We start from the raw sequence: 18,321 nt of genomic DNA on the forward strand, positions 1-18,321 counted from the left end.
GCGCCGGAACAGGGGGAGGTTGCACACTTCGATCCGGAAGGACATCCGGAGCCAACGGAGTTCGACCGTAGTAAGGAAAAAGTCGCCCCGTCAATGGTCCTGCAAGAAGTCGAGACCACCTTCAACGCACCTGCGGAGAACGGGTGATTGCGGCATACGCACCGCCACATCCCTTTGTGCGGAGGCCTTTTGTCGGGAATCCATCGATTTTGGCAGGGCCGAGGGAGCGGCGCTGGTCACACGTCGCAACGCACAGCCCGCCATCAACGCCTTTGAACGAAGGAATGACGAGCGCATTCTCACCGCGTGTCCGGTCCCGCGACGTCACCCGGCGCCCGTTCGCCGGGCGCGCCGCCCGCCCGAGGCGCGGGCGTCTGCGGACCGGCCGGCGGCGGGACCGACCGGGGTGCTGCGGGGGCACCGCGCAGGCGTGCCGTGACGGCGTGGCCGACCGCGGCACCCTCCAGCGCGGCGGGGAGGCCGAGACCCGTGGCGAGGTCGTCGAGGTGCAGGTCGCAGGCGGTCTCGATCAGGTCGGCCAGGACGTCCGCGGCGGCCTGGGCGCGCAGTGCGGAGGTGACCAGGACGGTGGCGCCGACCAGTGCGGCGGGCCACCAGACGGCGGCCAGAGCGAGGTGGAGCAGGCCCCAGCCGGCGAGGCGGGCGGTGGCCGCGTAGGTGTCGCGGGCGGTGGAGACGTCGGTGCGCAACTGGTCGCGGAGCACGGTCCACAGGCGGGGCCACGCGAGAGCGAGATCGTTGAGGCCGTTGACCCGGGCGATGCGGACGGTGGTGCGGGCGAACCGGTCGCCGGTGCGGAGGGGCCGCTCGGGGCGTGCGGGGCCGAGCCTGGCGCGGCGGCGCCGGCACGCGCGCACACGGGCGTCAAGGACCGCGTCGTCCCGGCCGCCGGCACCCCGGGCGGCCGCCAGGATCGCGGCCTTCAACTGCCGCTCCGCGAGGTCCCATCGCCGTCGCCGCCACGCGAGCAGCCAGGCGGCGGGACGCCGGTCGCCGGGCAGCGCCCACAGGCGCTCGACCAGGCCGCCGCAGGCGCCTGCGGCCAGTCCGACGCCCGCGGCGGCCAGCGCGATCGCACAGGCGGCGAGCGCGACGGTACCGGGAGCGTGCGCGGCCGGGCGGGCGGCGAGTCGGTCGAGCCACCCGCCCAGTCGGCCCACGGCGAAGGCGTGAGCCTGGCCGAGGTGCAGACCCGCGACGAGCACCGCGAGCCACAACAGGCCGGGAAGGAGCACGGCGTTGACCCACCGGTCGGCAAGCCGGGTGCCGATCCCGGCCAGGAAGGCGCCCGTCATCGCGGGCGGGGAACGTAGGGCCTCATGCGCCGGTCCTCACCGTGGGCGGCCGCGCAGGTCGGGTGGGAGGCGGACTCCTCCGGAAGGACCACCCGGCTGCACCGGTCCAACGGGCAGGTCCACCCGACGAGTTCGGCGGGTTCGGCGGCCTCACCGTTTCGTCCGAGTTCCGGTGGCGGGGGTGGGTGGCCGGCGCCGCCCATTCCCAGGGGAAGGAGGGGGAAGCGGCGGGTCCGTCCGGGCGGCACTCCCTGCGCGGCGCACGCCTCCTCGATCGCGTCCATGAGCACGGACATCCGCGGACCGTCGGAGGGCGCGGCCCGGCCGGCGAGCAGCGTCAGCAACTCCGCGAGCGCCGCCCCCGATCCCCCGTCGCGGATCGTCGTGGCCAATTCGGGCCAGAGGCTGAGCTGTTCGCAGAACATCCCCACCCGCTCACCGACCGATTCGTCCATGCCTGCCCCTCCGCTCGCTTCTGACCCGGGACGCGAGCCCCGGAGCCTGCCCCGTGTCGGCAGGCTGGGAGCCGCTTCCCCGAACCAGCAGAAGCGTAGGCCGCATCAGCCGGTGCGGTGGGTAGCATCCACCACACGCGGATCGCTCGTTGCACGTCGCACCTCCACCATCCGGGCGGGTGCGCCGACTCGGCTTCCCAGGGGAGCCGTTCCCACGGGGAGGACGGCCGTCATGCCGGACCGCGAGGCGGCGCTCGCCGCCCTCCAGCAGCACCTCGACCGCGCGGCCGGCGATCCCGCGCACCTGCTCGGCGCGGCGGCCATGGACGCCGCGCACGCCCTCGAGGGCGCCGCCGACGCCGCGCACGACGTGGCCGCGGCCCATGCCCTGGGCTGGTACCACTGGGTGCGGCACCTCGTCCTTCCCCAGGGCATCGACCGGGACGATCTGGCCGCCGCTGTCCCCCTGCTGGCCCTCGTCCACCGGACCTACCCCCAGTCCACTCCGGAGCAACTGCGCGGCCTGCTCGCCCGGATGGCTGCCGACAGCCCGGAGCCCGAGGAGGACGACAGCGCCGCGGCCGCCCTGCACGGCCGCGTCCTCGATCTGATGCGCGCCCACGCGCGCACGCAGCAGGGCGAGTTGCTGGAAGAGGCCATCGCCGCGATGCGCACCTTGCTCTCCATGCTTCCCGAGGATCATCCCGCCCGCGCCGCGATCCTGAACAGCCTCGGGTCCTCGCTGCGGGAGCAGGTCGAGCGCGGCGGCGGCGAGGAGCTGCTGGAGGAGGCCGTCGAGGCGGGCCGTGAGGCGGTGGCCTCCAGGCCCGCCGAGGACGCCGACCGCGCCCTGTATCTGAACAGCCTCGGGACCACCCTGCGGTTGCGGTTCGCCCGCGGGGGCGGCATGGCCCTGCTGGAGGAGGCGGTCGAGGTGGGCCGCCGAGCGGTGAGTGCCCCCCTGCACGGCGGCGCGTACCCGGCGATGTGCCTGAGCAGCCTCGCCACGTCCCTGGGCCTGATGTTCACGCGCGGGGGTGACGTCGCCCTGCTGGAGGAGGCCGTCGACGCGGGCCGCCGGGCCGTGGCCCTCACCCCCGACGACCGCCCCGAACGCGGGGGACGGCTGGGCAGCCTCGCCCTCGACCTGCGCGTTCTGTTCACGCACGTGGGTGACGTGGCTCTGCTGGAGGAGGCCGTCGACACCGGCCGCCAGGCCGTGACCCTCACCGCCGACGACGACCCCGACCGGGCGGACTGGCTGAGCGGCCTCGGGAGCGCCCTGCACCTGCTCTGCGATCGAGCGGACGATGACCTGCGGCTGAGGGAGGAGGCCGTTCAAGTGGGCCGCCAGGCAATGCTCTTGACGCCAGACGACCACCCTGGTCGTGCCGCCCGTCTGACCAATCTCGGGATCGATCTCCGGGCCCTGTTCGAGCGCAACGGCGACGTGGGGGTGCTCGCGGAAGCGGTGCGGGCAGGACGCGAGGCGCTGGCCCTCACACCCGGCGACACCCCCGACAGCGCCGAGCACCTGAACCCTCTCGGGGTCTCCCTGCGCCTGCTGTCCGAGCGCGGTGGCGGCGCGGGCATGCTGGACGAGGCCGTGGAGGTGGGCCGTCGAGCCGTGGCGGCCACGCCCGACGGCCGCTCCGACCTGGCCATGTACCTGAACAACCTCGGGGCGGCCCTGCAGGCGGTGTTCGGGCGCCGGAACGACACGGATGCGCTGCGGGAAGCGGTGCGGACCTGCCGTCGGGCGGTCGAGGTCGCCCGCGACGACGATCCGCATCACGCGATGTATCTGAGCAACCTCGGGCTCGCCCTCCTCGCCCTGTCCGAGAGCACCGGAGAGGTCGAGGCTCTTGAGGAGGCGCTGCGGGTGAGCCGTCGGGCGGTGGCGGACACCCCGGACGACCACCCCAACCACGTGGTCTACCTGGGCAATCTCGGGCTCGCCCTGCAGGAGGAGTTCGAACGCTTCGGCGAGACCGCCGCACTGCGGGAGGCGGTGCGGATCGGCCGTCACGTGGTCGCCGCCACCCCCGGGGACCACCCCACGCGGGCGGCGTCCCTGAGCAATCTCGCGAACGCCCTGCGGGCGCTGTTCGAGCGCGACCGCGAGCAGGCCGCCCTCGAGGAGGCGGTGCGGGTGAGCCGTCAGGCGGTGGCGACCGTACCCGACGGCCACCCCCACCTCCCCGCCATCCTGAACAGCCTCAGGAACGCCCTGCAGAGGCTGTTCGAGCTCACGGACGAGATGGCGGCTCTGGAGGAGTCGGTGGAGGTCGGCCGCCAGGCCGTGGCGGCCACGCCCGGCGATCATCCCGACCGCGTGATGTACCTCAACAACCTCGGCCTCGCCCTGCAGGAAACGGGCGTGCGCACCCACCAGGTGAGCGTGCTGGAGGACGCGGTGCGGACGGGCCGCGAGGCGGTGGACGGCACCGCCGGCAACACGCCGGCCCGCGCCATGTACCTCAACCACCTCGGCAACGCCCTGCGGCTGCTGTCCGAGCAGAGCGGAGGGACGCACCGGGCGGACCTCGCGGCCCAGGCCTGCGCCTGCTTCCGCGAGGCGGCGGACACCGTGACCGGCGAGACGGTGTCCCGGATCCGCGCGTACCGCTCCTTCGCGATCCTGGTGTCGGGCCCCGGCGCCGCGCAGGCCGCCCTGAAGGCGGTGGAGGACGCCATCGACCTGGTGGACACCCTCGCTCCGGGCAGTCTGGCCCGTGCGGACCGCGAGTACCGCCTCAGCCGCCTGTGGGGACTGGCCGGGGAGGCGGCGGCAGCCGCGCTGGGCGCGGGACGGCCGGCCCGCGCGGTGGAACTGCTGGAGCGCACCCGCGGCATCCTCGCCGCCGAGACCCTCGGTATCCGCGGCCGCGACACGGTCCGGCTGCGCGAGCACGCGCCCCACCTCGCCGACGAACTCGACCGGCTGCGCACCCGCCTGGACGGTCTGGACCGCCCCCGCTCGTTCCTGGCGCAGGAGAGCGCCACGACCGAGGCGCGCGTCGCGGCGGACCGGACTCTGGCCGACGACCGGCGCGCGGCGCACGCGGCCTGGCAGGATCTGCTGGCGCGAATCCGCGGACTGCCGGAGTTCACGGACTTCTTCCGGCCGCCCGCCATCGACCGGCTCGCCCAGGACACGCCCGACGGTCCCGTCGTCTTCGTCACCACCAGCCCGAACCGCTGCGACGCCCTCATCCTCACCGGTGCCCCCGGCACGCCCGTCCAGGCCGTGCCCCTGAACGGCCTGACCCACCGGAACGCCGTCGCGCAGGCGGACCGCCTGCAGGCCGCGGTGCACGCCACGTCCGACCACCGGCTCGCCCCGCACGCGCGTGCCGCGGCCCAGCAGGAGATCCTCTCCGTCCTGGCCTGGCTGTGGGACACCGTCGCCGAACCCGTGCTGACGCGGCTCGGCCGGACCGCCGCTCCCCGCCCCGGTGCGCCCTGGCCGCGGCTGTGGTGGTGCCCCGTCGGGGTGCTGTCCGCGTTCCCCCTGCACGCCGCCGGACACCACGCGGACGCGGCGACCCGGCCCGGCGGACCGCGCACCGTGTTCGACCGCGTCGTCTCCTCGTACGCGACCACCGTGCGCGCCCTCGGTCACGCCCGCGGCCGCCGCGCCGCCCCGGCGGACCGCGGAACCCTGATCGTCCCCGCCGCGGACATCCCCGGCACCGCCTTCCTGCCCGGGGTCCTGGCCGAGGCGCAAGCCCTCACCGACCTCGTCCCGGACGCGAACCTGCTGTCCGCCGCGACGCGCGCGACCGTCCTGAGCGCGCTGCCCGGTCACCGGATCGCCCACTTCTCCTGTCACGGGTACGCCGACTGGAACGACCCGTCACAGAGCCGACTGGTGCTGCGCGACCACGCCACGACCCCGCTGACCCTCGCCGACGTCACGGCTCTCGACCTGACCGCCGACCTGGCCTACCTGTCCGCCTGCGACACGAGCGTCGCTGCTCCCCGTCTCGTCGACGAGTCCCTCCACATCACCGGCGCCTTCCACCTGGCCGGATACCAGCGGGTCGTCGGCACGCTGTGGCCCGTCGACGACCGGACCGCCGCCCGGCTCGCCACCGACTTCTACGGCCGTCTCACCAGCGGTGGCAGCGCCCCGGCGCGAACCCACACCAGCGCCCACGCTCTGCACCACGCGACCACCCGCCTGCGCGACCGCTATCCCCACGCGCCCAGCCTGTGGGCCGCGTACACCCACACGGGCTGCTGATCCGCCGGGTCCCGCGCCGACGCTGAACGGGCCCGCCACCGGACGGGCACGACGCCGGACGGGCCCGACGCGGGCGGTGCCGACACGGGCGGTGCCGACGCGGGCGGTGCCGCTCAGCCTCCGCTCAGCGTGCGCAGCACCGCGGCGAGATGTTCCAGCGCGTCGGGGACGCCGGCCTCGACGGCCTTCCGGCACCACCGCTCGCCCTCGGCCACCTCCCCGTCCATGGCGAGACCGAGGCCCAGGACTTCCATCGACTGCCCGTTGCCGGCCTCCGCTCCCCGGCGCCACCACTGTTTCGCCTGTGCCTCGTCGTCGCGCCGCGAGGCCGTCATCCCCGCGAGGTACATCGCCGTGGCGTCCCCGGCCTCGGCCGCCTCCTCGAACCACCGCGCGGCCTCGGCCTGTTCGCCCTGCTTGGACAGCCGGATACCCAGCGCGACCATGGCCAGGACGTCACCGGCCCCGGCCGCGCGCTGCAGCCAGCGCGTCGCCTCGGCAGCCTCCCCGCGCTTCTCCAGGAGATGGGAGATCCTCGTCATCGCGCCGGCGAGCCCGGCGGCCGCCGCCCTCCGATACCAGACCTCGGCTTCGGCGAACTCTCCACGTCCCTCCAGCAGCCGGCCCAGCAGCTCCATCGCGGGCGGCTCCTCGACGGCCCGCCGGTACCACTGCTCCGCCTCCGCCAGGCGCCCGTTCTCGTTGAGCAGCATGCCGAGCATGAGCATCGACCGGACGTGCCCCGCGTCGGAGGCCTTGCGGTACCACTGCTCCGCTCCGGCCGCGTCGCCCCGACGTTCGAGCAACGAGCCCAGGCTGAACATGGAGTTGACCGTCTCGGTGGCCTCGGCGGCCACCCGGTAGAAGCGTTCCGCCTCGGCGGCCTCCCCGCGGCCCTCCAGCAGGAGACCCAGACGGATCAGGACGGTGGACAGCAGTTCGGGAAAGCCCGGATCGTAGGGCGCCCCGGTGATGACGCCGGCGGCCCTGCGCAACCACCGCTCCCCGTCGGCCTCCTCGCCGCGCGTGGCCGCGAGCCGCGCGATCTCGTTCATGGCGTGGGCCTGTACCAACGGACTCACGCCCGCTTCGGCCGCCTCGCGGTACCACGCCTCCGCGCTGTCGACGTCTTCCTGCTCCTCGAGCAGGGCTCCGCCCCTGAGCACCGCCACGGCGTCGCCGCGGTCCGTCCCTTCCCGGTACCACCGCTGGGCGCCGGCGAGGTCGCCGCGTGCCTCCAGCACAGCGCCCACGGACCCGAACGCGGGGGCGTAGCCGGCGTCGGCGGCACGCCGGTGCCACTCCTCGGCCTCGGCGGGTTTCCCGCGTTCGCGCAGCATGTCGCCCAGCCGGTCCATCCACTCGGGATCGCCGGCCGCCGCGGCGTTCCGGTAGCAGAGCTCCGCCTGGTCCCGCTCTCCCCGCTGGAAGAGCAGCCACCCGACGTGGCCGATCCCCGGGGCATGCCCCGCCGCGGCGGCCTTGCGGAACCACACCTCGGCCTCGGCCACGTCGCCGCCGTCCCTGAGCAGGATGCCCAGCCCGACCATCGCTTCCGGGTCACCGGCCCGGGCGGCCTCACGGTACTGCTGCTCGGTCTCCATCTCTCCCCCGTCTCCCAGCGCCACCTGAAGACCAACTGCCCCAGTCCTCCCACGGATTGTCCTCCGCCTCTGCGGGACGGAGAAGGGGAACGCGGTGATCGGGAACGGTGGCGCCGGCGTCTCCGCCGGGGTTCTCGCCGGGGCTTCCGCCGAGGTTTTCGCCGACCTCGCCGGGCGGCGGGTCCGAGCCGTCCGGGCTAGAAGGCATCGCGACCGAGGTCGCGCCTCATGGCGATGCGCAGTTCGGCGAGCAGGACGTCCCACCGCTCCCGTGTCTCGACGTAGCTTTGATCCGTGGCGACCGCGCCGGCCTCCACCTCGTTCCTCAGATCCCGCAGCGCCCTGAAGGCCGCGGTCGACGCTTCGACGACGTCCTTGGGCGCCACCACCGCGACCTGGTACCGCAGTTCGTAGGCGTTCCCCTCGCGGAAGGACTCGACAGCGCTCTGCGCCCGCTCCCCCGGCGGCACGGCCATCCTCGCGGCGATGCGCAGGGTGTTCCTCGTGCGGGCGAGGGCCGCCAGGTAATCCCCGTACAGCTTCTGCCTGTTGGCCCGATCGGCGTCCGTGCGCCCGCGGGCGGCCCGCAGGTGGTCCGCGGCCAGGGTGGTCGCGATCCCGATGACGGCGCCCAGCGCCGTGCCGGTCAGTGGCCCCCAGTCCATACGCTGATCCTAGGGACCACTCCCCTCCCGCGCGCCCACCCCCTCGCGTTGTGGGGATCGGCCGGCGTCCGACGGTGAGTCGGCGCGGTGGCAGCGGGCATACGGGGAAGGGTGGATCGAAGGTGATCAACCCCAGGAGGTAGACGTGGCCACGTTCGTCATCGCGATTCCCGGTACGTTCACCAACGGCATCTCCGGCTCGTCGCGCGGCGCGCTGCGGCGCGAGTTGGCGCCGCGGCACACGGACCTGAGCGAGAGCGAGGGGCTCGACCTGCTCACCGTCCTCGAGGACGACACGTTCTCGGTCCGTCTCGAGGTCGAAGCGCCTGACCGGTACGAGGCCAAGCTCAGGGCCACGAGTCTGGTGTCCCACGCGCTGCGGGAGGCGGGCATCCCCGAGGACGAGGCGCCGCTCGGGCCGCCGGCCGTCACGGGCATGGAGGGCGAGGCCTGAGCCGCGGAGGGAAGTGAGCCGTGCGGTGGTGCGCGGGCCCGGTCGCCCGCGCACCACCGCACGGCTCATCGGCCCGCGGCCGTCACCCCCTGACGATGGCCACGACGAGCACCAGGAGTGCCGCGAGGACCACGAGCGCGAGGAACCGCACGCCCCGGACGCGTGCGGCGGACGGCCGGCTCTCGTCCTCCAGGCTCGGTATCGGGGTGCTGTCCCCGTGCGACGCCGCGTCAGGAAGGGATTCTCGTGTGGGCATGGCGTGGTCCTCCTCGGCCGCCCGGTCGGGCCGGGCTCGACGATCTGTGGCCTCTCGCCTTGCCGCGTGCCGCCGGACGAAACGGCGAAGCCGGGGTGCCGTTCACTCGTGGACGGGCTCCCCGGCGCTCGGAGGCCTCGTCCGACGGGCGGACAGCCTGACCCGACAGCGCGGCGTCCTGACCGGCGACCGGCCTCCGACCCCGGGCCGGGACGGCCGGGACCAGGGGGCGAGCGCCGTGTCAGCGCGGGTAGGGCTGGAACGTGTGCTCGGGCGGGGTGAGTTCGGAGGACAGGATCGTGGAGTCGATCTCCCCGGACAGCAGAGCAGCGAGGAAGGCCGTCGCGGTGAGCGGGTAGGTCTCCCATTCGGTGAGGTCGTCGATGAAGACCATGACCGGCCAGTCCTCCGGCGACGTCCCCGGGCGCACCAGCCACGTGAGGTCACCCGCGTCCTTGGTGTCGGCCCACACCACGAGCGTGGTCCCGGCTTCCCGGGTGACCTCCTCGGGCCACTCCTCGTGCATGTCCCAGCGGTCCTCGAGTTCCTCGGTGTAGCCGTCGTTGCGGGTGATCAGCCCCTGTCCCGCGCGGGTGTCCTCGGGGACCATCAGCGAGATGTGCCGGTCGATCCGGCCGTGCCCGTAAGTGTCGGCCAACTCCTTGTAGTCGGCCGGCAGCGGATGCCCGAGGCGTCGCTCGACGTCGGCCCAGTCGGTCGCCAGCGGCGCGTCGGCCGGCGGGGGGACCAGCCGGAGCAGCTGTGCGAGCGGGGTGGTCATCGGGGGTCGTCCTTGCCTCGGTGAGTGTCGGGGGCGGCGCCCAGCATGGCACAGCGTCCGGATCGCGGGCCCGCGGCCCGCCACGCGGGTCGGGGCCGGGCCGGACGCGCCGCGTCAGTAACAGGTGTTCAGGATCGTGATGGTGTTGACGTTGGGGTTCTTGCGCCACGCGCGACGCTGCTTGGGATCCGAGCTGTGCGGGCTGAAGGCGAATCCCTGCGGGCTGGTGGCATGGATGGTCAGGCCGACGGGCCGCAGGTCGTGCTCGTTGCGGTAGACGGGGGTGACGGTGTACGTCACGACGTGTCCGTTCTTGCCCACGGCCTTCGCGATCTGGTCCTCGTAGTAGGACATGATCGGCGAGTTGGTCACCCGGTGCATCGCGACGAAGTTCTCCGGGATGGTGTTCGACCCGCCCAGGGACGCGGCGAGAAGGTGGCCGCGGTTCATGACGTAGTTGCCGTCCCAGCCCGGCAGGCTGTCCTCGCTGATCTTCGGGCCGGTCTTCTGCCCGAGCATGTGCTGGTGGATCTCCGCGGTCATCGGGCCGGGGCGGCCATGTTCGTCCACCGGGGAGTACTGCACGTTGCCGCCCCACGTGACGTCGGTCGGCTCGCCGTCCTTCCAGCCGGGCAGGACCCGGTACTTGGTCTCCAGCCCCAGCGGGTCGATCCACGCGAAGGGGTTCCCGACATACGTCTGGGGGTTGGGCGAGGGATCGAGACCGAGCGGGTCGGGGGTGGCGTAGCGCGCGCTCTGCGGGTCGTAGTGGCGGAAGTAGTTGAAGTACCAGCCGGTCTCGGCGTCGGCGTACTGTCCGGGGAAACGCAGCGGGCAGTCCACGGCGTCCGCGGCCGGGTCGGTGACCGGCACGCCCCACAGGGTGGTGCGCTGCTGCCACACCAACTCGCTGGCCGGGTCGATCAGTTCGGTGGGGCGGCCGGTCATGTCGGTGACGATGGCGTGAAAGCGGGCGCCGGTGCCCGCGGGGTCGTCCTGGTCGAGCTGGGCGAGCGGCCGGTAGGTGCCGGGCAGGTACTCCCAGGTGGTCGTGCGGCCTCCGGACGCGGCCTGCTCGGCGAGCTGCGTGCCGGCCCAGACGAAGCCGACCTCGTCGCTCACGCTGCCGTCCGCGGCGTGGCGCCGTTTGGCGATCCGGCGGCCTGCGGGGTCGTAGAGGTACGTCCAGCGGGTGCCGTCCGGGGTGACGGTGGCGGTCAGCTGGTCGTGCGCGTTCCAGTCGTAGGTCTGGATCCGGCGCTGCCCGTTGAGCAGCCGCAGGACGCTGCGCACGACGCGGCCCTGCGCGTCGTACTCGTAGCGGGTGCGCCCGGCCCGCTGCAGCCTGCCGTCGGCGATCTCCCGTGCGGCATCCTCGGGCTGGCCGAGGGGCGTACCGGCCCGGGTGAGGTTGCCCAGCGCGTCGTAGGCGTAGTTCTCGGTCCAGCCGCGGGCCCGTACCGCGGTCACCCGACCGGCCGCGTCGAGGTCGAACGTGCGGGTGCCGGTGGTGAGTTCATGGAGTTCGGTGAGGAGGTCGTCGGCCCGGTAGTGGTAGGTGCGCTCCTGCAGCGGGGCGCCGGCGCCGGCGGGGCCCAGCAGGGTCTGGCCGGTGAGGCGACCGGTCCCGTCCCATTCCTGCGTCAGGGTCAGGCCCGGGCCCGCGGTGCGCCTGATCTCGCGGCCCAGTTCGTCGTAGCCGAACTCGGTGCCGTGGCCGCCGAGGCTCATCGTCCGCGGCAGGCCGGCGTCGTCGTAGGTCCAGGTCGAGACGATCCCGGACGGGGTGGTCCGTGACACGGGCCGGCCGAGCACGTCGTACGACCACGTCGTGCGGCGCCCGTTGACGGTCTCGGTGAGCACGCGTCCCATCAGGTCGTGCTCGTAGCCGATCTCGGCATCGGCGTTGGCGGACCGCACCAGGTTGCCGGCCTCGTCGTAGCCGAACGCGGTGGTGCCGCCGGCGTCGGTGAAGGACACCAGGCGGCCGAGGACGTCGCGGGTGAACGTCACGCGCTCGCCGGCACCGTTGCTGCGCTCGCTGAGCTGACCTGCCGCGTCGTACGCGTAACCGAGGCTGCGGCCCGTGAAGTCGGTCTCGCCGACCAGCCGGCCCGCCCCGTCGTAGCGGTAGGTCCAGCTCTGCCCCTGCGGATTGGTGACCGCGGTGAGCCGCTGCTCGGCGTCATGGGTGAAGGCGTACGCGGCGCCGTCGGTCTCGGTGCTGCCGGAGGTCATGCCGAAATGGCCGGCGGTCTGGGACGTGGTCCGGCCGGTGGCATCCGTGTGGGAGAGCGCGTTGCCCTCGGCGTCGTAGGTCCATTCCTCGCGCCGTCCGTCTGAGCGCTCCAGCCACAGCACCTGGCCCTCGGTCGTGAGGCCGAACCGGACCGTGCCGCCGAGGGCGTCGGTGCTCTCCACGATGCGGCCGAAGGCGTCGCGCCGCGCCGTGGTCGTGCGGCCGAGCGCGTCGGTGACCGCGACCGGCAGGCCCGCGGCGTTGTGCACCAACTCCTGCCGGGCGCCCGACGGATCGGTGACCGCGACCAGGTCGCCGCCGCCGTCGTACGTGTACTCCGTCCTGGCGCCCGTCGGGTCGGTCGTGGCGAGGACGTTGCCGGGCTCGTCGTACTCGGTACGCCAGACGCGCCCGACGGGATCGGTCATCTCCACCGGCCGGCCCATCCGGTCGTAGGTGAAGACGCCGGCGGAACCGTCGGGATAGGTGACGGAGGTGATGTTGTCGGCCGCGTCGTAGGTGTAGCGGCTGGTGCGGCCGAGCGGATCCGTCGCCGACGTGCGCAACCGGCCCTGGGCGTCCCACTCCTGCACCGTGACCGCACCGGTCGGGTCGGTGCCGCGCACCAGCCGCTGGGCCTCGTTGAACACGAAGTGGGAGGTGTTGCCCAGCGCGTCGGTGAAGGTGGTGGTGCGCGTGGCGTCGTCGTAGGCGAAGGTGTTGGACAGGATGCCGTCGCTGCCCTCGGTCCGCACCACCCGGCCCGCGGTGTCGTAGGTGTAGCCGTACCGGGTGCCGGTCCGGTCGGTCCAGCCGGTGATGCGGTGGTGGTCGTCGTACCGGAAGACCGCGGGCAGGCCTGAGGAGTTGACGACCTCGACGAGGTCGCCGCGCTTGTCGTAGCGGTACCGGGCGAGCACCGTCTCGGTGCCGGGGCCGTCGGTGTCGAGCAGCCGGAAGCCGGTGATGCGCGGCAGGTCGGGGTGCCGGTCGACGGCCACCCGGTAGCCGCCGTGGTGGGTGATCAGCGCGGGGGCGTCGTCCTCGCTCCAGGCGATCTCGATCCTGCGGCCGTTGCGGTCCTCCACGCCGGTCAGCCGCAGGGTGACGACGCCCTCCAGGCCGGCCGTGGCCCGCGGGTGGTGGAACTCCAGCACCTGGCCGGTCGACGGGTCCCTCACCTGCATGGGCTCGTTGGGGACACCGCTCCACATCAGGCCCAGCTGCGGCCCGGAGCGCGGCAGCACGGCCACACCGGGGCGCGGCGGCGGGAAGTGCAGCCGCATGCCGTCGGCGGCGGCGAACACGACTCCCCCGGCGTCGAGTTGCAGTCGCTGGTCGAGGGTGGAGGCCCACGTCGGCCCGAACCACACGCCGTTGCGGTACGACGACATGTGGGTCCGTTCCAGCCGCAGCGGCAGCGCACCCGGCAGATGCACGTCCGTGACGGGCAGGAGCATGTCACCCGATGCGGTGTCGACGGGGTCGCTCAGGCAGTGCCGGTGGTGCCCGGGGATGTCGTCACCGGGGCCGTGGTGGGAACGGAGGTCGCCGGCGCTCTTCTCGGCGTCCTTGACCGCGTCCGACGCGGCCTTGCCGCTCTTGTCCGCGCCGGCCTTGGCGGCGGCGGCCGCCCCGGTGCCGGCGGGGACGTGCGGGTCGTGGTGGGTGCCGCCGCTGCCGTGGTGGTGGCTCTTGGCCTGGTTCGCGAGGTCGTCCTCGACCTTGTCGAAGTGGTCGGCGGCGTTGTGCACGTGGTCGGCGATGCGGTGGTGGCCGTGGCCGAGGCCCTTGGGCACCTTCTGCGCGATGTGGTCGATCATCTCGACGACCGGCTTGGCCAGCTTGTTGGCGATGCTCACGCGTCAGCCGCCCGTCTTGAAGGTGAGACCGCCGACCTCGGAGTAGAAGGCGTGGCCGTGGGTGAGGTTGGCCTCGGCCTGTTCCTTGATGGTGTTCGCGTGGGTGCGCATCAGCATCGTGTCGAGCTTCAGCCCGGGAGCGGGGGCGCCCACGGTGACGTGGGCGACCTCCTCCAGCAGCAACTGGCCGACGGCGTGCTCGATCTGCTCCTTGAGCGGGCCGATGGTCTTGTCGATGAGGATGCCGATGACCTCTTGCTCGAAGCGTTTGAGGATGCCGTCCATCAGCTTGTTCTGCAGCTCGATCTCGGCGACCGCGGCGGCCTCGGACAGGCCGAGGGTGAACACCGCGGCGGCCTGGTCGCCTATCAGTTCCGCGGCGGCGATGCCGAGTTGGACGATGCACTCGTCCTTCATCGCCTCCACGCCGACCGCTGCGACGTCCAGCGCGTCGGCGAGGATGTGACAGCCTTCGATCAGGGTCTTCATGTGGCCCTGGGTCTGCGAGCCCCACACCTCGGCCAGCGCGGTGTACGACTGGGCGGCGTAGGTCTCCTGCAGGCCGCCGGTCACCACCCCGTGGGTCACGTCGTGCGAGCTCTGGCACGAATCGGCGTACCTGCGCAGCCCCTTGGCCGCGTCACGCAACTGGTCCTCGTCGATCTCGGGCCAGTTGAACCCGAGGATGTTGACGACCTCGGCAAGCCAGTGCGGCAAGTTGATCGACACGAGTCTGTCCCCCGAACCCGTCTCCGACAGCCACTATCGAACGATGAAAACTCTATCCGAACAGAGGACGGCGTAGCGATGCCGATCGGTTGCGTCACCTCGCGGGACGGCCGGTTCGTTCGCCCGGCGCACGGCCGACCCACCCTCCCCGGCGGCCGGGACCCGTGCGGTCGGGCTACCGACGGTCTCCCCTACTGTGTGCCGGATCGACTGCAGCGCTCAGGCGCGGAAGGTAGGGCCAGGGGTGGGGATGGGAAGACGCGGGGCCGTGGGCGCCGCTTGCGTGGCGGCGGCCGTGGTCCTGAGCGGGTGTACGTCCGGTGGCACGGGCGACCCGGACGGGAAGTACGTGCGCGCGCTGTCGTCCGCCGCGACGCCGGCCGCCACGACGACGCCCCCGCGCTACGTCGGAAAGCTGTCGTTCACCTACCACGGGTCACGCCCGGAGAAGGAGACGATCAACCAGACCGTCGACATCAGGAACGACGACCAGCAGTCCGTGGTCCCGGTGCTGGCCTTCACCCCGCTGGACAAGCGTCACCAGGTGCTGTCCCAGGTGAAGGTCCGCACGGTGTACGGCTCGGACCGGGGAAACCTCGTCGTGCCGTACGGGTACGGCATGGAGATCCTGCGCTTCTCCGGGACCGGCGCGCACGAGGTCGCCGACGTCCGGGTGCGCGTGGTCGCCGTCGAGCCGGCCCGCATCCGGGCCGGCGTCCATGACGTCACCGTCCAGCCCCTGGACGGCCGCGGCCGCAAGGTCGACAAGTTCAGCCGGTTCACCGCGCTCCGGCTGTCCAACGCCGACGATTTCGCGGTGGCCGTCCGCCTGGCCTACCTGGTCTACGACCAGCCCCCCGAGGGGCAGACGCAGCAGGCCGTCGTCGTCGTGCCCGTCGGAGGGCTGATCCACGTGCCGGCTTCGGGATCGACCCTGGTGAAGGTCACCGGCGCCGCGGCGGCCGCCGTCGCCCGGTACTCCGGCGGCCCCGCGGTGAGCATCAAGCCCTACAACTCCCAGTAGGACCGCGAGGCACGGCCCCGGATCCCCCTCCCGCTTGCCGGACCTATCGAGATTCGATAGATTTCCATCGTCATTCGTTCGGAGGGTGGTCATGGGAAAGCTGACCGTGCGTGCGTTGCGCGCCGTGCTCGTGGTGGTGCTGGCCGGCACCGTGTTCGTGCAGGCGGGGATGGTGTGGGCGTTGGTCGGCGGGAACGACCCGGAGGACGGGTCGCTCCCCCTGACGCCGCTGCGGGTGATCACGATCCTGGGCATGGCGTCGGCCCAGGTCGCCCTGGTCTGCGTATGGCGGCTGGTGACGATGGTGCGACGCGGAACCGTCTTCTCCCACGCCGCCTTCCGGTACGTGGACCGGATGATCGGGGCGATCGTGTCGGCCGCCCTCGTGTGGTTCGCGGTCACGGCCGTCAACGCGCCGGGCCAGCGGGACGACCCGGGCGTCACCCTCATCATGGGCGGGATCGGCGTGGCCATCCTCGGGGTCGCGCTCATCGTGCTCGTGCTGCGCATGCTGCTCGCCCAGGCCGTCGCGCGCGACGTCGAAGCGGCAAGGATGCGGGCCGAGTTGGACGAGGTCATCTGATGCCGATCGTCGTCGACATCGACGTGATGCTGGCCCGGCGGAAGATGTCCGTGGGCGAGCTCGCGGACCGCGTGGGGATCACGCCCGCCAATCTGGCGGTCCTGAAGAACGGCCGCGCCAAGGCGGTGCGTTTCGCGACGCTCGCCGCCCTCTGCGAAGTGCTCAGGTGCCAGCCCGGAGACCTGCTCCGCTGGGAGGCCGCGGACGCCGAGGCCGACGGCGCGCCCCGGCCGGGGGTGGCGGCACCCGGGCCCGTCGGCCCGTGAACCGGCAGGCGGTCCGGCCCGTGAACGGGCAGCCCGCGGTACGGCCTTCGGGCCGTCCGGGGACGGTCCGAAGGCCACTGCCACGCCGTGCGCCGTCAGCAGCGCGGCAGCGTGTTGCTGTGGAAGAGGGCGTTGCCGTCCACGTACCCCCCGTAGACGTACTGGATTCCGGGGTGGTCCTCGCCGTAGTAGATCGAGTACAGGTTGGAGATCTGGTACCACACGTCCCCGTTGCCGACGTTGTTGCCGACCGTCCAGCAGTGCGGGTAGATCGAGTCGAGGTCGTCCGACCACAGGTCGCCGAACGTCTTGGGCGACGCCGAATTGGGCTGGGAGTACACGCCGACGCCGTGCCCCGTGTCGGTGAGGAAGTACTGCGAGTCCGCGAACGCCGATCCCGACGACATGGCCAGCGCGCCCACGGTCAGGGCACCCACCGCCGTGCCGGCGGCGAGACGCCGGCCGAGTCTGCGTGCCACAGCGCTCATCCGCCGCGCTTCGTTCTGCATCTTGGATCTCCTCGGCCTCATGGGGGGAACGGCGAGCGCCACCGACCGGCGGACCGTCCGGTGTGCCGGTGATGGCGTCCCACGGAGTGGTGCAGAGGCGATCTCTGCGACGCGAAGGTAGGTGCGCGAGCCCTTCGGCCGTCCTAGGTTCGTCCTTGTGCCAGGTCGAGAAGGGCTGCCCTTCCCGGCTGCCGCCAGCCGGCGTTTCCGAATGACGGCTGCGTTCCTGCCCGGAGAGAGCCCCGAGGGGCGGGTCGAGCAGCTGATGGGCCAACCCGAGCAGAGGGCCGAAGCGATACGCGAGCTCGGCGTGCGCATCAACGCGTTCCTCCGCGATGCCGCGGCCACGGTCCGCGAGCGCTTCCGGGGCAAGCTCACCTTCGCATCCATCCAGTTCGAGCAGGTCGACTGGACTCCCTTCGACATCGTGACATTCGAGCTGATCCGCTCCGCCGAGGTCGCCGACCGGTTCCGGGACGCGGTGCGCACCCTGGCCCAAGGCCCAAAGCCGCTGGCCATCACCGGGTTCGGCACCGCGGCCTACCGCGGCCCGGGAGACCGCGGCGGGCGCGTTCTGGAAGTGGTCGAGCACGACCCGCAGACCAAAGCCCCTGTACGGCTGAACGGCGTGTACGAGCGTGACGAGGCCGGCCAGGCCGCATACCTGAGCGAACTCCTGGAGATCTTCCACACCGAGGGCGTGGACAGCGCGTTCGTGTTCCTGTTCGCCCTGCCCGGCTACCCCCACCGCCCGGACGGCGACCCCCGGGACGACCTGGACCGAGCCGGCCTGCGCATCGTCAAACTCCTCGAAGGACGCCGGGGGCAGACCTACCCCGACATGGAATGGGAACCCAAGGCCGCCTTCGCGGCAGTTGCGCAGCGGTATCGGAGGTGACCGGCCCGCCGCACGGATCAGCGAAGGAAGCCTTCGTAGTTGTGCTGCTGGAGCTGGCTCTCGATCTGCTTCACCGTTTCCAGACCCACGCCGACGATGATGAGGATGCTGGTGCCGCCCAGCGGGAAATTGCCGTTGCTCCCGTTGAAGATCGCGATGGCGAGGGTCGGAAGGAGCGCGATGAGACCCAGATACAGCGCACCCGGCCACGTGATGCGGTTCAGTACGTAACTCAGGTATTCGGAGGTCGGTCGGCCTGCCCGGATACCCGGGATGAACCCGCCGTACTTCTTCATGTTGTCGGCAACTTCCTCTGGATTGAAGGAGATCGCGACATAGAAGAAGGCGAAGAAGACGATGAGCAGGAAGTAGGCCGCCATGTAGATCGGGTGGTCGCCCTTGGTCATGTTGCGGCTGATCCACTGCGCCCA

At 72.4% G+C, this 18,321-nt stretch carries 15 protein-coding genes and 1 pseudogene; 6 read left to right on the forward strand and 10 right to left on the reverse strand.

All coding sequences use genetic code 11. The features are described 5' to 3' along the window. Positions 1-299 precede the first annotated feature (299 nt). Both BMW99_RS03075 and BMW99_RS03080 read right to left on the reverse strand, forming a co-directional pair. Positions 300-1,316, reverse strand: coding sequence for a hypothetical protein (locus BMW99_RS03075; RefSeq protein ID WP_075016168.1), 1,017 nt, complete (start codon positions 1,314-1,316; stop codon positions 300-302). Then, positions 1,313-1,771: a hypothetical protein gene (locus tag BMW99_RS03080; RefSeq protein WP_075016169.1), complete on the reverse strand. Its 459-nt coding sequence runs from the start codon at positions 1,769-1,771 to the stop codon at positions 1,313-1,315. The genes BMW99_RS03075 and BMW99_RS03080 overlap by 4 nt, the downstream gene beginning before the upstream one ends. Before the next feature lie 232 nt (positions 1,772-2,003). Here BMW99_RS03080 and BMW99_RS03085 point away from each other — a divergent pair, with 232 nt between their 5' ends. Continuing rightward, a complete protein-coding gene (locus tag BMW99_RS03085) occupies positions 2,004-6,020 on the forward strand; it encodes a CHAT domain-containing protein (RefSeq protein WP_075016170.1) in 4,017 nt (1,338 codons plus the stop codon). Between the two features lie 113 nt (positions 6,021-6,133). Here the strand turns inward: BMW99_RS03085 and BMW99_RS03090 are convergent, their stop codons facing one another. Both BMW99_RS03090 and BMW99_RS03095 read right to left on the reverse strand, forming a co-directional pair. Continuing rightward, a complete protein-coding gene (locus tag BMW99_RS03090; protein ID WP_075016171.1) occupies positions 6,134-7,624 on the reverse strand; it encodes a tetratricopeptide repeat protein in 1,491 nt (496 codons plus the stop codon). A gap of 197 nt (positions 7,625-7,821) precedes the next feature. After that, positions 7,822-8,289: a hypothetical protein gene (locus BMW99_RS03095; RefSeq protein WP_069464457.1), complete on the reverse strand. Its 468-nt coding sequence runs from the start codon at positions 8,287-8,289 to the stop codon at positions 7,822-7,824. Positions 8,290-8,434: 145 nt separating this feature from the next. Here BMW99_RS03095 and BMW99_RS03100 point away from each other — a divergent pair, with 145 nt between their 5' ends. After that, the gene (locus BMW99_RS03100) at positions 8,435-8,743 is read left to right on the forward strand and encodes a hypothetical protein (RefSeq protein WP_069464458.1); all 309 of its coding nucleotides are present in this window, start codon (positions 8,435-8,437) and stop codon (positions 8,741-8,743) included. A gap of 82 nt (positions 8,744-8,825) precedes the next feature. Here BMW99_RS03100 and BMW99_RS41155 read toward each other — a convergent pair whose 3' ends face one another. The 4 genes from BMW99_RS41155 to BMW99_RS03115 form a co-directional block, all read right to left on the reverse strand. After that, on the reverse strand, positions 8,826-8,999 hold the full coding sequence (locus BMW99_RS41155; protein ID WP_176735373.1) for a hypothetical protein: 174 nt from the start codon (positions 8,997-8,999) through the stop codon (positions 8,826-8,828). Between the two features lie 241 nt (positions 9,000-9,240). Then, a complete protein-coding gene (locus tag BMW99_RS03105; RefSeq protein WP_069461869.1) occupies positions 9,241-9,780 on the reverse strand; it encodes an SMI1/KNR4 family protein in 540 nt (179 codons plus the stop codon). 114 nt (positions 9,781-9,894) lie between these two features. Then, positions 9,895-13,881, reverse strand: coding sequence for a DUF6531 domain-containing protein (locus BMW99_RS42620; protein WP_069461870.1), 3,987 nt, complete (start codon positions 13,879-13,881; stop codon positions 9,895-9,897). A 3-nt stretch (positions 13,882-13,884) separates the two neighbouring features. Continuing rightward, positions 13,885-14,610, reverse strand: a complete 726-nt coding sequence (locus BMW99_RS03115; protein ID WP_069461871.1) for a WXG100-like domain-containing protein — start codon at positions 14,608-14,610, stop codon at positions 13,885-13,887. A 250-nt stretch (positions 14,611-14,860) separates the two neighbouring features. Between BMW99_RS03115 and BMW99_RS03120 the strand changes: the two genes are divergently transcribed. The 3 genes from BMW99_RS03120 (at position 14,861) to BMW99_RS03130 (ending at position 16,483) form a co-directional block, all read left to right on the forward strand. After that, a complete protein-coding gene (locus BMW99_RS03120; RefSeq protein ID WP_141725979.1) occupies positions 14,861-15,634 on the forward strand; it encodes a hypothetical protein in 774 nt (257 codons plus the stop codon). A 91-nt stretch (positions 15,635-15,725) separates the two neighbouring features. After that, entirely contained in the window at positions 15,726-16,217 is a 492-nt protein-coding gene (locus BMW99_RS03125; protein WP_069461873.1) for a DUF2975 domain-containing protein, read from the forward strand. Beyond that, positions 16,217-16,483, forward strand: coding sequence for a helix-turn-helix domain-containing protein (locus BMW99_RS03130; RefSeq protein ID WP_069461874.1), 267 nt, complete (start codon positions 16,217-16,219; stop codon positions 16,481-16,483). Before BMW99_RS03125 ends, BMW99_RS03130 begins: the two co-directional genes overlap by 1 nt. A gap of 95 nt (positions 16,484-16,578) precedes the next feature. Here BMW99_RS03130 and BMW99_RS03135 read toward each other — a convergent pair whose 3' ends face one another. Next, positions 16,579-16,992, reverse strand: coding sequence for a hypothetical protein (locus BMW99_RS03135; protein ID WP_069461875.1), 414 nt, complete (start codon positions 16,990-16,992; stop codon positions 16,579-16,581). 211 nt (positions 16,993-17,203) lie between these two features. Between BMW99_RS03135 and BMW99_RS03140 the strand changes: the two are divergent. Next, positions 17,204-17,890: pseudogene (locus BMW99_RS03140) on the forward strand (hypothetical protein); the annotation flags it as partial. A gap of 17 nt (positions 17,891-17,907) precedes the next feature. Here the strand turns inward: BMW99_RS03140 and BMW99_RS03145 are convergent. Further along, positions 17,908-18,321, reverse strand: a 414-nt coding sequence (locus BMW99_RS03145) for a preprotein translocase subunit SecY (protein ID WP_265737200.1), incomplete at its 5' end; no start/stop codon positions are given.

The organism is Actinacidiphila rubida, assembly GCF_900110255.1.
In the GTDB taxonomy this organism is placed as follows: Bacteria; Actinomycetota; Actinomycetes; order Streptomycetales; family Streptomycetaceae; genus Actinacidiphila; species Actinacidiphila rubida.

Bases quoted from the DNA above. Each gene is read 5' to 3' on its own strand.
- BMW99_RS03120 (WP_141725979.1), top strand. From the start codon at position 14,861: ATGGGAAGACGCGGGGCCGTGGGCGCCGCTTGCGTGGCGGCGGCCGTG.
- BMW99_RS03095 (WP_069464457.1), bottom strand. From the start codon at position 8,289: ATGGACTGGGGGCCACTGACCGGCACGGCGCTGGGCGCCGTCATCGGG.
- BMW99_RS03080 (WP_075016169.1), bottom strand. From the start codon at position 1,771: ATGGACGAATCGGTCGGTGAGCGGGTGGGGATGTTCTGCGAACAGCTC.
- BMW99_RS03125 (WP_069461873.1), top strand. From the start codon at position 15,726: ATGGGAAAGCTGACCGTGCGTGCGTTGCGCGCCGTGCTCGTGGTGGTG.
- BMW99_RS03075 (WP_075016168.1), bottom strand. From the start codon at position 1,316: ATGACGGGCGCCTTCCTGGCCGGGATCGGCACCCGGCTTGCCGACCGG.
- BMW99_RS03130 (WP_069461874.1), top strand. From the start codon at position 16,217: ATGCCGATCGTCGTCGACATCGACGTGATGCTGGCCCGGCGGAAGATG.
- BMW99_RS41155 (WP_176735373.1), bottom strand. From the start codon at position 8,999: ATGCCCACACGAGAATCCCTTCCTGACGCGGCGTCGCACGGGGACAGC.
- BMW99_RS03135 (WP_069461875.1), bottom strand. From the start codon at position 16,992: ATGCAGAACGAAGCGCGGCGGATGAGCGCTGTGGCACGCAGACTCGGC.
- BMW99_RS03090 (WP_075016171.1), bottom strand. From the start codon at position 7,624: ATGGAGACCGAGCAGCAGTACCGTGAGGCCGCCCGGGCCGGTGACCCG.
- BMW99_RS03085 (WP_075016170.1), top strand. From the start codon at position 2,004: ATGCCGGACCGCGAGGCGGCGCTCGCCGCCCTCCAGCAGCACCTCGAC.
- BMW99_RS03105 (WP_069461869.1), bottom strand. From the start codon at position 9,780: ATGACCACCCCGCTCGCACAGCTGCTCCGGCTGGTCCCCCCGCCGGCC.